11 protein-coding genes and 1 tRNA gene are annotated in these 12,653 nt (G+C 66.6%); 2 read left to right on the top strand and 10 right to left on the bottom strand.

Translation table 11 applies throughout. The features are described 5' to 3' along the window. Nucleotides 1–132 precede the first annotated feature (132 nt). The 5 genes from pth to LDO22_RS20340 form a co-directional block, all read right to left on the bottom strand. Entirely contained in the window at nt 133–738 is a 606-nt protein-coding gene (gene pth / locus LDO22_RS20360; protein ID WP_224025478.1) for an aminoacyl-tRNA hydrolase, read from the bottom strand. Nucleotides 739–858: 120 nt separating this feature from the next. Continuing rightward, on the bottom strand, nt 859–1,482 hold the full coding sequence (locus LDO22_RS20355) for a 50S ribosomal protein L25/general stress protein Ctc (RefSeq protein WP_159632493.1): 624 nt from the start codon (nt 1,480–1,482) through the stop codon (nt 859–861). 291 nt (nt 1,483–1,773) lie between these two features. Further along, entirely contained in the window at nt 1,774–2,754 is a 981-nt protein-coding gene (locus tag LDO22_RS20350; RefSeq protein ID WP_159632494.1) for a ribose-phosphate diphosphokinase, read from the bottom strand. A gap of 2 nt (nt 2,755–2,756) precedes the next feature. After that, the gene (gene glmU / locus LDO22_RS20345) at nt 2,757–4,235 is read right to left on the bottom strand and encodes a bifunctional UDP-N-acetylglucosamine diphosphorylase/glucosamine-1-phosphate N-acetyltransferase GlmU (RefSeq protein ID WP_224025477.1); all 1,479 of its coding nucleotides are present in this window, start codon (nt 4,233–4,235) and stop codon (nt 2,757–2,759) included. 103 nt (nt 4,236–4,338) lie between these two features. Further along, nucleotides 4,339–4,410 (bottom strand) — tRNA-Gln (locus tag LDO22_RS20340). Nucleotides 4,411–4,544: 134 nt separating this feature from the next. On the opposite strand from LDO22_RS20340, the gene LDO22_RS20335 reads away from it, so the two are divergent. After that, complete coding sequence (locus LDO22_RS20335; RefSeq protein ID WP_159632496.1) at nt 4,545–5,171, top strand: TetR/AcrR family transcriptional regulator; 627 nt, start codon at nt 4,545–4,547, stop codon at nt 5,169–5,171. A gap of 33 nt (nt 5,172–5,204) precedes the next feature. Here the strand turns inward: LDO22_RS20335 and LDO22_RS20330 are convergent, their stop codons facing one another. From LDO22_RS20330 to LDO22_RS20310, 5 genes are all read right to left on the bottom strand, one after another. Next, entirely contained in the window at nt 5,205–7,037 is a 1,833-nt protein-coding gene (locus LDO22_RS20330) for an ABC-F family ATP-binding cassette domain-containing protein (protein WP_224025476.1), read from the bottom strand. Nucleotides 7,038–7,070: 33 nt separating this feature from the next. After that, nucleotides 7,071–8,048 carry a 4-(cytidine 5'-diphospho)-2-C-methyl-D-erythritol kinase gene (locus LDO22_RS20325; protein WP_224025475.1) on the bottom strand — a complete coding sequence of 326 codons (978 nt, stop codon included), beginning with the start codon at nt 8,046–8,048 and terminating at the stop codon, nt 7,071–7,073. Beyond that, nucleotides 8,045–8,917 carry a 16S rRNA (adenine(1518)-N(6)/adenine(1519)-N(6))-dimethyltransferase RsmA gene (gene rsmA, locus LDO22_RS20320; RefSeq protein WP_224025474.1) on the bottom strand — a complete coding sequence of 291 codons (873 nt, stop codon included), beginning with the start codon at nt 8,915–8,917 and terminating at the stop codon, nt 8,045–8,047. The genes LDO22_RS20325 and rsmA overlap by 4 nt, the downstream gene beginning before the upstream one ends. A 111-nt stretch (nt 8,918–9,028) precedes the next feature. Beyond that, nucleotides 9,029–10,219 carry a resuscitation-promoting factor gene (locus LDO22_RS20315; RefSeq protein WP_224025473.1) on the bottom strand — a complete coding sequence of 397 codons (1,191 nt, stop codon included), beginning with the start codon at nt 10,217–10,219 and terminating at the stop codon, nt 9,029–9,031. Between the two features lie 256 nt (nt 10,220–10,475). Further along, nucleotides 10,476–11,381: a TatD family hydrolase gene (locus LDO22_RS20310; RefSeq protein ID WP_224025472.1), complete on the bottom strand. Its 906-nt coding sequence runs from the start codon at nt 11,379–11,381 to the stop codon at nt 10,476–10,478. Between the two features lie 163 nt (nt 11,382–11,544). Between LDO22_RS20310 and LDO22_RS20305 the strand changes: the two genes are divergently transcribed. After that, a complete protein-coding gene (locus LDO22_RS20305; protein ID WP_159632501.1) occupies nt 11,545–12,645 on the top strand; it encodes a MoxR family ATPase in 1,101 nt (366 codons plus the stop codon). Nucleotides 12,646–12,653: the final 8 nt, after the last annotated feature.

Raw genomic sequence — 12,653 nt, 5'->3', positions numbered from 1 at the left:
CAGCTGAGTGGCTCGATCGACATGAACTTTTCCCCTACATCCTGCAATAGCGGGATGTAGCCCCATTGCTCCCCCGCATAGGAAGAAGAGTACCCTGTGCCACAGACACGGAAACAGGGCCGGAGGGAACTTTTACGTTTCTGTCTGTGGTGAGGCCGCTTTGGCAGGGTGGAATTTCTGCTGGGCGGCAGTGAGCCCGTCACGGAGGAGGGACTCTACGGCATCGGCTGCGTCGTCCAGCAGGAAGGGCAGTTCCTTGAGCTCCGCGGTGCCAAAGTCTCGCAATACGTAGTCGGCGGTGTCCATCCTGCCGGGCGGACGGCCCACCCCTACACGGACCCGCAGGTAGTCCTTGGTGCCGAGCGCCTTGGAGATGTCCCGCAAACCGTTGTGGCCGCCTTCCCCGCCGCCGAGCTTGAGTTTGACCGTGTTGAACGGGATGTCGATCTCGTCGTGTACCGCGACCACATGGTCTGCGGCGATGCCATAGAAGTTGGCGAGGGCGGAGACCGGCCCACCGGAAACGTTCATGTAGCTCATCGGCTTCGCCAGGACCACCCTGGGCCCACCAATGCCCAGCCGGCCTTCAAGGACCTGGGCCCGGGCCTTATGGGTCTTGAAGCCGGCCCCGATGCGGCCCGCAATTTCATCGAGCACCATCTGGCCTACGTTGTGCCTGTTGCCTTGGTACTGCGCGCCGGGGTTGCCGAGGCCGACGATCAGCCAGGTGTCTGTCATGGGTTCAATCCTAGGGGGACGGCGTGGACAGGATGGCAGCGCATAGAAGGACGCCGGCCTGCGGACATGGCAGTGGCCGGACCCCTGGAGGTCCGGCCACTGCGGGAAACGGCGGAGTGGTTACTCGGCTGCTTCTTCTTCGGCTGCGGGAGCTTCCTCTGCTGCGCCTTCTGCGGCAGCTTCGGTTTCTTCGCCTTCCTCGGCGATTTCGACGGCCTCGGAGATGTTCACCACGAGTGCCTCGGCGTCGGTCAGGAGGACGGTGCCCTTGGGCAGGACCAGGTCGGAGGCGTGGATGTGCTCGCCGGCGGCGCGGCCTTCGATGCTGACCTCGATGGCGGTGGGCAGGTGGGTGGCCTCGGCCTCGAGGGAGACGACCGTCAGTTCCAGGTTGTGGACGGTGCCGGGGGCCGATTCGCCTTCAACGTGGACCGGAACGTCAACCGTGACCTTCTCGCCCTGGCGGACGGTCAGGAGGTCGATGTGCTCGATGATCTGCTTTACGGGATCGCGCTGGACGTCCTTGACCAGGGCCAGGTGGCCTTCGCCGTTGATGTCCAGGGACAGCAGGGCGTTGGGGGTGCGGACGGCCAGGGTGGTGGCCTTTGCCGGCAGGGTCACGTGGATGGGGTCTGCGCCGTGGCCGTAGATGACGGCGGGGATCAGGTTGGCCATCCGGGCGCGGCGGGCGTAGCCCTTGCCGAATTCGGTGCGCAGTTCTGCTGCGAGCTTCTGCTCAGACATGGAAATCTCCTTGAAGACTAAACGGGGTTCAGCAAGGGCGGAGGTCTGGTGTGACCTTCAACGCCGGGCGGCCGGAAGGCGGCCCTTCAAGAAGGCAGTCCCCGTAGGAGGGACGCAGACCCAGTCGATAACGGAGGTTATGCCCTCCCTCGCCAAGGTATCGCCTAAAAGCCTACCAGTGCGGGGACCATTTCCTTTAATCCGCACCGCCCCCTGAGCTCGCAAGCTCAGGGGGCGGTGTAGGCCCAGACCCCGCCGGCTCCTGCCGGCAGGGTTTCGTCAAGTACTGTCCTAGGCCTTGCCGTCGAAGAGGCTGGTGACCGATCCGTCGTCGAACACCTCGCGGATGGCCCGGGCGATCAGTGGCGCGATCGAAAGGACCGTGAGCTGCGGGAAGCGCTGGGACGAACCGAGCGGGAGCGTGTTGGTGACCACCACTTCGCGCGCGCCGGACTCCGAGAGGCGGCGGGCGGCGGGGTCGGAGAAGACGGCGTGGGTGGCGGCGATGATGACATCCTTGGCGCCGGCGTTCTTCAGGACGGTGACGGCGCCGGAGATGGTTCCGCCGGTATCGATCATGTCGTCGATCAGGACGCAGGTGCGCCCCTCGATCTGGCCCACGACGGTCTTGGAGACGGCCTGGTTGGGGACGGTGAGGTCGCGGCTCTTGTGGACGAAGGCAAGGGGTGCCCCGCCCAGGCGTTCGGCCCACTGTTCGGCGACGCGGACGCGGCCGGTGTCCGGGGACACAACGGTGATGTTGTCCGAGCCCACGCGGGTCCGGATGTAGTCGGCCAGCAGCGGAATGGCCATCAGGTGGTCAACCGGGCCGTCGAAGAAGCCCTGGATCTGGGAGGTGTGCAGGTCCACGCTCATGATGCGGTCGGCGCCGGCGGTCTTGTAGAGATCCGCCACCAGCCGGGCGGAGATGGGTTCGCGGCCGCGGCCCTTCTTGTCCTGGCGGGCATAGGGATAGAACGGCGAAACCACGGTGATCCGCTTGGCAGAGGCCCGCTTCAGCGAATCGATCATGATCAGCTGTTCCATCAGGTGGTTGTTCAGCGGGGCGGGGTGCGCCTGGATCACGAAGGCGTCGGTGCCGCGGACACTCTCGCCGGCGCGGACGTAGATCTCGCCGTTCGCGAAGTCGTAGGCATCCAGCGGGAGGAGTTCGGTGCCGAGCTCCTTGGCGATTTCCCGGGCCAGCTCCGGATGGGCCCGCCCGGAGGCAAGCACCAGCTTCTTCTCGCCGTGCGCCGTAATTTCGCTCATTGTTACTTGCCCTCTTCTGTAGATGCCGGGGTACTTGAGGAGTCATTGGTGGCCGCCTGGGCCAGTTCGGCGGAGCGGGTTCCGGGGCGGTGCGCCGGAACCCAGCCTTCGGTGTTGCGCTGTGCAGCGATGCTCAGCGCCAGGGCACCGGCCGGTACGTCTTTGCGGATCACCGCGCCGGCGCCGCTGTAGGCGCCGTCCCCCACGGTGACCGGGGCAACAAAGACCGTGTTGGAGCCTGTCCGGACGCCCGAGCCGATCACCGTGCGGTGCTTCTTCTCGCCGTCGTAATTGGCCGTGATGTTGCCACAGCCGATGTTGGTGTCCTCGCCGATTTCGGCGTCCCCGGCATACCCCAGGTGGGACAGCTTGGAGCCACGGCCGATGGTGACGTTCTTGGTTTCGTAAAAGGCGCCGATCTTTCCCTTTTCGCCCAGGACGGTGCCGGGGCGAAGGTAGGTGAAGGGGCCGACGGCGGCGCGCGGGCCGATCACCGAGCCGGAGCCATGGGTGCGGACCACCGTGGCGCCCTCGCCGACCTCGACGTCGGTCAGGGTGGTGTCGGGGCCCACGACGGCGTCCCTGGCCACCGTGGTGGTGCCGTGCAGCTGGGTGTTGGGCAGGAGCCGGACGTCCTCGTCCAGGGTGACGGAGGAATCGATCCAGGTGGTGGAGGGGTCCACGACAGTGACGCCGGCACGCATCCAGGCTTCCACCGTGCGGCGGTTCAGCTCGGCGCCGAGGGCGGCGAGCTGGACGCGGTCATTGGCGCCCTCCACCTGCCAGCGGTCAGCCGTGACGACGGCGGCAACGCGGCCGCCTGCCTCGCGTGCGAGTCCCAGCACGTCGGTGAGGTATTTCTCCCCCTGGGCGTTGTCGGTGGTCACCTTGGCCAGCGCCTCGCGGAGCACGGCGGCGTCGAAGGCGTAGATCCCGGAATTGACTTCCCGGATCAGCTTTTCGGCCTCGGAGGCGTCCTTGTGTTCGCGGATGCCGGTGACGGAGCCGTCCTCACCGCGAAGGATGCGGCCGTAGCCGGCGGCGTCGTCCAGGACCGCCGTGAGGACCGTGACGGCGTTGCCTTCGCGTTCGTGGGTGGCAACGAGTTCCTTCAGCAGGTCGCCGGACAGCAGGGGCACGTCACCGTAGGTGACCACTACGGTTCCAGCCAGGTCCTCATCCGCGTGCAGGGCATGCAGGGCGGCTTCCACGGCGCGGCCGGTGCCGGGCACGTCGTCCTGGTCCACAATGACGGCGTCGGGGTCGAGGGCCGATACGTGGCCGGCCACCAGGTCGCGTTCGTGGCGCACCACAACCGCAAGCCTTTGCGGGGCGATGCCGCGGGCCGCACGGAGGGCGTGGCCCACCATGGAGAGGCCGCCGATCTCATGCAGGATCTTGGGGGTACGCGACTTCATCCGGGTACCGGCGCCTGCTGCCAGAACGATTACAGCGGCCGGGCCGGCATTCTCGGGGATCACGTACGGGCTCTCCTTGCTTGATTGTGCTGGCGCTTGACGGCGTCCGGCGGGCCAGGCCGCCGGGCACCGGGTGCCATCCTCATGATCGCGCCCCGCGCAGCAGTTCCGCCCATAGGATTCGAACCTATACTCCACGGCTCCAAAGGCCGGGGTGCTGCCGTTACACCAGAGCGGACCGTGCCGGAGGACTCAAGGCCCGGGGCACAAGTCCCTATTTTGCCACGTGTTCAGGGCCCCGCGCGACACGGGGCGCTCAGCTCCCGCCCGCCCCGCTGAATACCGCCGCCGGCGGTGGGGCATGATGGGAAGGTGAGCAACAACCTTCCGCGGATGCGGATGACCGGCCTGCAGCGCCGGAGCCAGCTGATCGACGTCGGCCGCGGCCTTTTCGCCGTCCGCGGGCTGGACGGGACCACCATCGAGGAGATTGCAGCCTGCGCGGGAGTGTCCAAACCGGTCATCTATGAACACTTCGGTTCCAAAGAAGGCCTCTACACCGAAGTAGTGGACTGCGAATTCCACATCCTGCTGGACGCGGTCAACGCTGCCCTCACCGAGGAAGCCAAGCCCCGCGTCCTCGTGGAACGCGCCGCCCTGGCCCTGCTTACCTACATCGAGGAACGCACGGAGGGCTTCCGGATCCTGATGCGCGACGCTCCGCCCTCACAGCCCGAGGGCGCCTTCTCCACCCTGCTGTCCCACGTCACCGCCCGGGTGGAACACATCCTCTCCGACGAATTCTCCCGCCGCGGCCTCAGCGGCGAAGACGGCGCCATGTACGCCCAGATGCTCGTGGGCATGGTGGCGATGACGGGGCAATGGTGGCAGGACAGCCGCCAGCCCGACAAGCAGACCGTTGCCGCGCACCTGGTCAACCTCGCCTGGAACGGCCTGACCGGCCTCAAGAAGGACCCTGAGCTGCAGTCTGAACCCTAAGCCTTGCCGTGGTTCCGTCCGCGGCGAAGGGGGTCAGTCGCCCAGGAGTTCCGAGGACTCCAGCCACTCCAGTTCCAGGGCGTCCTTTTCGTCCGTGAGGTCTTTAAGCTGCTTGTTCTGGTCGGCGAGCTTGTCGAAGTCGCCGGCCTCGGTGGTCTTCACCATGGCGTCGTGAAGCTTCTTTTCCTCCTGGTCGAGCTTCTTGAGTTGGCGCTCGATCCTGTTGAGGGCTTTGCGGGCGTCGCGCTTCTCGGCCTCGGAGGGACCCGCACCGGTCCCCCCGGCAGCCTGCGCCTGCCCGGCGCTGGTGACGGGGTTTCCGCCGCCGGTCACGGTTGAGCCGGCCAAGGCTGACTCGCGCAGTTCAAGGTACTGGTCCACGCCCCCCGGCAGGCCGCGCAGCTTGCCGTCGCCGAGCAGTGCCATCTGGTGGTCGGTCACCCGTTCAAGCAGGTAGCGGTCGTGGCTGACCACCACCAGGGTGCCCGGCCAGCCGTCCAGGACGTCCTCGACGGCGGCGAGGGTATCGGTGTCGAGGTCGTTGGTGGGCTCGTCGAGCATCAGCACGTTGGGTTCGCCCACCAGCAGCCGGAGGAGCTGCAGGCGGCGGCGCTCACCGCCGGAGAGGTCCTTCACCGGCGTCCACTGCTTCTGGTTGGTGAACCCGAGCTGCTCCACCAGCTGGCCGGCCGTGAATTCCTTGCCGCCCACGTTGAAGGAACGCTTTTCCCGCTCAATGACCTCAATGACACGCAGGTCAGCGACGTCGTCGAGCTCCTTGACCTCCTGGGTGAGGACCGCGGTGACCACTGTTTTGCCGCGCTTCAGCTTCCCGGCGTCGGGCGCGATCTCGCCGTTGAGCAGTTTCAGGAGGGTGGTCTTGCCGGCGCCGTTGACGCCCACCAGGCCCAGCCGCTCCCCCGGGGCCAGCCGGAGGGTGATGTTGTCGAAGAGCTTCCTGCCGTCGTCGCCGCCCTGGAAGTTCAGGGACACGTTCTCAAGGTCCAGGACGTCCTTGCCCTGGCGGGCGGTGGCCATCTTGCTCAGCGCCATGGAGTCACGCGGAGCCGGCACGTCGGCGATGAGCGCGTTGGCTGCCTCGATCCGGAACTTCGGCTTGGCGGTCCGGGCAGGGGCACCCCGGCGCAGCCAGGCGAGTTCTTTCTTGACCAGTTGCTGGCGCTTGCCCTCCACCACGGATGCCATCCGGTCCCGTTCGGCCCGGGCCAGGACGTAGGCGGCGTAACCGCCTTCAAAGGGGTCCACGATCCCGTCGTGGACCTCCCAGGTCTTGGTGCAGACTTCGTCGAGGAACCAACGGTCGTGGGTAACCACCAGGAAGGCGCCCTGGTTGGGCCGCCAGCGCGTCTTCAGGTGCCGGGCCAGCCAGGCAACGCCCTCGACGTCGAGGTGGTTGGTGGGTTCGTCGAGCATGATGACGTCGTGGTCCTCGATGAGCAGCTTGGCCAGGGCCACCCGCCGCTTCTGGCCGCCGGAGAGGGCGTGGACATTGGCGTGCCAGTCGACGTCGGACACCAGGCCGCCCATGATTTCCCGGATGCGGGGGTTGCGGGCCCATTCGTAGTCCGCCTGGTCCCCTACGATCGCAGCACCCACCGTGAGGTCGCCGTCGAGTACGTCGCTCTGGTCCAGGTATCCCACGTTGACGTCGCCGCGTTTGGTGACACGGCCGGAGTCCGGGGTGGAGCGCAGGGACAGCAGGCGCATCAGGGTGGACTTGCCGTCACCGTTGCGGCCCACCATGCCGATCCGGTCCCCCTCCTCCAGTCCCAGGGTGATGCCGTCCAGGACGGTGCGGGTTGCGTAGGAAACCGTGAGGTTTTCGCCGCCAAGAAGGTGTGCCAAAGGGAACTGCTTTCTGCTGCCGGACTGGAAGTATTAAAGGAGGGTGTCGGAGATGATGCGCGCGCCCGGGACCGGGCCGTGGACGGCGAGTGCTGTCAGGCCGTAGCGCTGCAGGTCCTCTGCGAGGGCAGCGGCTGCCACGGAATCCTCGGCCAGCAAAGCCACGGTGGGGCCGGATCCGGAGACCATGCCCGCCATGGCGCCGTGGGACTCGCCGATTCCCAGCGTATCGCGCAGCGCAGGCGAGAGTTCAATGGACGCCCTTTGCAGGTCGTTGACCAGCACGCGGCTCAGGGATTCCGCGTCGCCGCCCCGCAGCGCCGCCAGGATCTTCGGGTCAACACCGGTGGGTTCCCCGGCGTCGATTCCCTCGGCGTCGCGCAACCGGTCCAGCGTCCGGTAGACCTCGGGAGTGGAGAGGCCGTAGTCGGCCACCACCAGGACCCAGTGGGTCTGCGCCTTGGCCAGGGCCGGAGAGAGTTCGTCGCCCAGGCCAAGTCCGACGGCGGTTCCACCCAGGAGAGAGAAGGGGACGTCGGCACCCAGTTCCGCTGCAAGGTGTGCCAGTTCCTCGCGGGACAGCCCGCTGTTCCAGAGGGCGTCGCAGGCCAGGAGCGTGGCAGCGGCGTCGGCCGATCCGCCGCCCATGCCGCCGGCCACCGGGACCCGCTTGGTGATCTCCAGGTGCACGCCGGTGGCGTGTTCGGAGACGTCGGCCATGATGGCGGCCGCCTTGTAGGCCAGGTTGCTGCTGTCCAGGGGGATGTCGACGGCGTCGAGGTCCAGGGTGCTTTCGGGGCTGAGGCTGATGGTGATTCCCGGGGCGGCGGTGCTGGTCGCTGCCACTTCCTCATAGAGGGACACTGCGAGGTAGACGCTGGCCACCGAGTGGTAGCCGTCAGGCCGCAGCGGCCCAACGGCGAGGGACACGTTGACCTTGCCGGGCGCCTTGACGCGCACCGTCCTGGCCGCGAACCGCCCCCTGGCCGCCCTCTCAAGTCCCGCGTTCACGGGCGGTTTTCCCTGGCTTCGGCGATCCTGGCGAATGCGGCGATGTCGATGACCTCGCCGCGTGCGGTGGGGTCGACGCCGGCTGCCAGCAGGCAACGCTCAGCTTCCGGCGCTCCCCCGGCCCAGCCTGCCAGGGCGGCCCGGAGCGTTTTGCGCCGCTGCGCAAACGCGGCGTCCACGACGGCAAACACCTGTTCGCGGGTGGCGGTGGTGGCGGGGGGTTCGCGGCGGGTGAAGGCCACAAGCCCGGAATGGATTTTGGGGGCCGGCCAAAAGACGTTCATGCCGATCACGCCGGCCTTGCGCATCTGGCTGTACCAGGCGGCCTTGACGGAGGGAACACCGTAGGTTTTGGATCCGGGTCCGGCTGCCAACCGGTCTGCCACCTCGTCCTGCACCATCACCAGGCCGTGCTGCAGGCTGGGGAAATGCTGCAGGAGGTGCAGCACCACGGGAACTGCCACGTTGTAGGGCAGGTTGGCTACGAGCGCCGTGGGTTGCACCGGCAGTTCGGTGACCTTCATGGCATCGGCGTGCACCAGGTGAAACGCGTTTGCAGCGGCCGGGCGCCATTCGTTCACGGTTTCGGGGAGCTTTGCGGCAAGGACCGGATCGATTTCGACGGCGACGACCGCCGCTGCCGCGTCGAGCAGCCCCAGCGTCAGGGAGCCCAGCCCCGGACCGACCTCGAGCACTGTTTCATCCGGCCCCACGCCTGCCGCGGCCACAATCCGGCGGATGGTATTGCCGTCAATGACAAAGTTTTGGCCCAGGGTCTTGGTGGGCCTGACCCCAATTTCCTCTGCCATCCGGCGTATGTCGGAGGCACCGAACAACGGTGCGGGAACGGCGGGGATCGGTTCAGTCACCTAGGTATCCTATCCCGCGCGGCACTTGGCCCTCCCCCGTTAACGGCTGTGGCCGGCCCCGGAGTACCCGGGGCCGGCCACAGCCGTTTTTTGCGCGTTGATGCCGGCCGATCAGCGGCTGGCGGCCCAGCCGCAGCCCCACGGTGACAGGCCACGCTGTGCGTAGACGCGGTTGGCGATGTCGATCTGCTGCGCCTTGGTGGCCAGGCTGGCGTTGGGCGCATAGGCGCCGCCGCCGGCGCCGATCCAGGTCTGGATGTCGAACTGCAGGCCGCCGTAGTAGCCGTTGCCGCTGTTGATGCTCCAGTTTCCGGTGGACTCACACTGGGCAATCTTGTCCCACATGGCTTCGTTCATCATGGCCGGTGCTGCTGCGCCGGTGTTGGCGGCCGCGGGGGCTGCGGCGGCCTGGGGTGCAGGCTTGGCTTTGGTGCCCACGGTGACCTTCTCGGTGACCGGCTGGACCGCTACGTTTTCCGAAACCAGGGTGCGGGAAGCCTCCCGGCCGTCCACGAGCACCAGCTTGAAGGTGCGCTCGATCTTTCCGGCGGCCCCGGCCTGGGTCACTTCCTTCTCACCCTTGAGCATGTCCGCGCTTTCGGCGGTGACGGTGTCAAAGGGAACGTCTTCGCTGGTGACGGCGGTCTGGCCGGTGTCAACCCGGGAAACCTTGATGACCATGTTGTTCACCACGTTGGCGTTGGCCGGCTGGGAGGTGCGGTCGTTGGCCCCGAGGGTTACGCCGGAGTCTTCGAGGACCTTGCCGACCGTGGGGGCGGTGGTGGTGGCGGTGTTCACCTTGCCGTCGGCCACGATGCTGACGGTCTTGGGCGTGGAGATGGAGACGTAGGAACCGGCCAGCGAAAGGGTGGCATCCTTGGGCGCCGAAACGGACGAGGCACTGGCCACACCGAGTTCAGTCACCAGGTCTTCGACGTCCTGCGCCGTGGTGTTGACCGTCTTTTCGGCCCCGTCAAGGCTGACCTTGACTTCTTTGGCCTGGTTGATGTTGATGACGGTGCCGTTCTGGACGGTGGCGTCAAGGGAGGGGGAAACGCGGTCGCCGGGCTTCAGGTCCAGGTTGGCGCTCTTGACCACCTGTTCCACTGTTCCACCAAAGGACTGCACGGACGACGCTTGGCCGTCCACGTTGAGCGTGATTGTTTTGTTATTGCCCACGAAGGCTACGAGGCCTGCGACCAGGCCGCAAAGCACCAGCAGCTGGGCGCCAACCTTTATAAAGCTGAACTTGCCGTCCGATGTGAAGAACTTGATCACGATTGCCCGTAACTCTCGGTCCATCCGGGCACGGGGAATGCGCAATAAAATGCCCGGAGCAACCTCAAAAAGGAGAGTCCGGGCACCAGTGCGCCGCCACACTCCGCGCAGCGGCGAGGCCTGATGTTGGACAGGCCGGCCCGGCTGCACGTGGAGTGAAATTACCCGTTGGCCTTCCCCGACCCCGGCTAATAGTTTCCCACTGTAACCGTAGCGTTATAAAGCAGCCAACATTTTTGCATACCAGGTATGCGATAGAGGGTGCCGCAGGAGGGTGGGATTAAGCCCAGGATCCGTATGCCCGCAGGGTATTTTCGCTGATGGAGGTGCAAAGTGCGGCGAGGTCGGAGCCTGTCAATTCTGCCATGGCCCGCACGGTGTACGGGACCATATAGCTCGCGTTCGGCCGCCCCCTGTGTGGGTGCGGCGTCAGGAAGGGAGCGTCCGTTTCCACCATGACCAGCTCCCGGTCCGCGACCGCGAGCGCGGCACGGAGGTTGGCGGCATTCCTGAACGTCAGGGTGCCGGCAAAAGACATCCACCAGCCCTGTTCGTTACACGTCCGTGCCAGGTCCTCGTCACCGGAGAAGCAGTGGAACACCACCCTTTGCGGTGCACCCTCCTCCCGGAGCACACGGACCACGTCACTGTGAGCGTCCCGGTCATGGATCTGCAGTGTGAGGCCGAGGCGCTTGGCGATGTCGATGTGCCGCCTGAAGGAGTACTCCTGGTGCCGCAGCCCCTCGCCCTCCGTGCGGTAGAAGTCCAGCCCGGTTTCGCCGATGGCCCGGATGCGGGGATGCGCGGCCAGCTGTTCGATCTCGGCAAGGGCCGCTTCCAGTGCGCCCCGGGCGGCGTAGTGCGGAGCATCGTTGGGATGCAGTGCCACAGCTCCCAGGAGCCGTTGGTCCTGGTCCACCGCCTCCACCGTGAACCGCGAGGACTCCAGGTCGCAGCCCACCTGCACCGCACCCTGCACGCCCACGGCCTCTGCCGCATCCAGTGCAGCCTTGATCCCGACGGGTCCCTTTCCTTCCGGGAAGTCCAGGTGGGTGTGGTTGTCCATGACCGGTACTGGCAGGGGCTCCGGCGCAGGCGGGAAATCCTTCCGGCGCCCGGCGTCCGCTTCCGGTTCCGCGTCTGCGGCGGGTACCCGGTAGGCGGCGGGAATCGACGAATTGCACATCCAACCAGCCTAGCGGCCCAAGGCTCCCCTATATTTGCCGGAACTCTCTGTCAGGCACGGCAGTTGTGTTAGTAGTCTGGAACGAAGACACGCGCACGCCCACCGAGGGGCGAAGGCAGGCTTGCTGTCACGTCCAGGTGAAACCCGGGCTGAAAGGTTGCCGATGGAACCCCACCGACGCACTGCCAACAACGCAGGCGCACCGAACCTGAACCTGGCCGGCGTCGCCGATTCCGTCAGCCACCTGAACGGCCACCGGCCTGCAGCCATGGATTCCGGTGCCTTCCACGCAGCAGCGCAACGCATCCTGACCACGGTCAATACCGTCATCGACGGCAAGTCCGATGCCGCCAAGCTGGCGCTCACCGTCCTCCTCGCCCAGGGCCACCTGTTGGTGGAGGACGTGCCCGGCGTCGGAAAGACCTTGCTGGCAAAAACCCTCGCGCGGACCATTGACTGCACCGTCAACCGCATCCAGTTCACCCCCGATCTCCTCCCTTCCGACGTGACCGGGGTGTCCATCTACAACCAGGCCTCCAGGCTCTTCGAATTCCGGCCGGGCGCGGTGTTCGCCAACATCGTCATCGGCGACGAAATCAACCGCGCGTCCGCCAAGACCCAGTCGGCCCTCCTGGAATGCATGGAGGAGCACCAGGTCACGGTGGACGGTACGTCCTACAAACTCGATGAGCCGTTCATGGTGGTGGCCACCCAGAACCCCATCGAAATGGAAGGGACATATCCGCTGCCGGAGGCGCAGCGGGACAGGTTCATGGCCCGGATTTCCATGGGCTACCCGGACAAGGACGCAGAGATCGAGATGCTGGAGACGCACCAGGCAGTCTCGCCGCTGGCCACCGTCACCCCCGTGGTCACAGCTTCCGATGTTGCCGCCATGATCGCCACCGTCCAGCAGGTCTACGTCTCGGATCCCGTGAAGGAATACACGGTCTCGATAGGGAGGGCCACGAGGGAAAGCCCGCTGCTGCGGCTGGGCGCGAGCCCCCGGTCCATGCTGCAGCTGCTGCGCGCCGCCAAGGCCACCGCCGCCTTGGACGGGCGCGATTTTGTGCTTCCGGACGACGTCGGTGATGTGGCCGAAGCCGTCCTGGCGCACCGGATCATCCTTGACCGGAAAGCTGCCGGCGCAGGCGAGACCCCGCACAGCATCCTGCGCAGCATCCTGTCCCGGCTGCCCGTGCCCCAGGCGGCCCCGGGGCAGCCCAACCGGGCAGCGGCGGCCGCCGGCAGCAGGAACCGCTAGGCGCACAC

Source organism: Arthrobacter sp. NicSoilC5, assembly GCF_019977395.1.
Taxonomy (GTDB): Bacteria; Actinomycetota; Actinomycetes; order Actinomycetales; family Micrococcaceae; genus Arthrobacter.
This window is presented reverse-complemented; position numbering and strand designations above follow the sequence as displayed.

What these genes read in the sequence shown, in the direction of transcription:
- pth (WP_224025478.1), bottom strand. Translation starts at nt 738, where the DNA reads ATGACAGACACCTGGCTGATCGTCGGCCTCGGCAACCCCGGCGCGCAG.
- LDO22_RS20315 (WP_224025473.1), bottom strand. Translation starts at nt 10,219, where the DNA reads ATGGACCGAGAGTTACGGGCAATCGTGATCAAGTTCTTCACATCGGAC.
- LDO22_RS20350 (WP_159632494.1), bottom strand. Translation starts at nt 2,754, where the DNA reads ATGAGCGAAATTACGGCGCACGGCGAGAAGAAGCTGGTGCTTGCCTCC.
- LDO22_RS20310 (WP_224025472.1), bottom strand. Translation starts at nt 11,381, where the DNA reads ATGTGCAATTCGTCGATTCCCGCCGCCTACCGGGTACCCGCCGCAGAC.
- LDO22_RS20305 (WP_159632501.1), top strand. Translation starts at nt 11,545, where the DNA reads ATGGAACCCCACCGACGCACTGCCAACAACGCAGGCGCACCGAACCTG.
- LDO22_RS20355 (WP_159632493.1), bottom strand. Translation starts at nt 1,482, where the DNA reads ATGTCTGAGCAGAAGCTCGCAGCAGAACTGCGCACCGAATTCGGCAAG.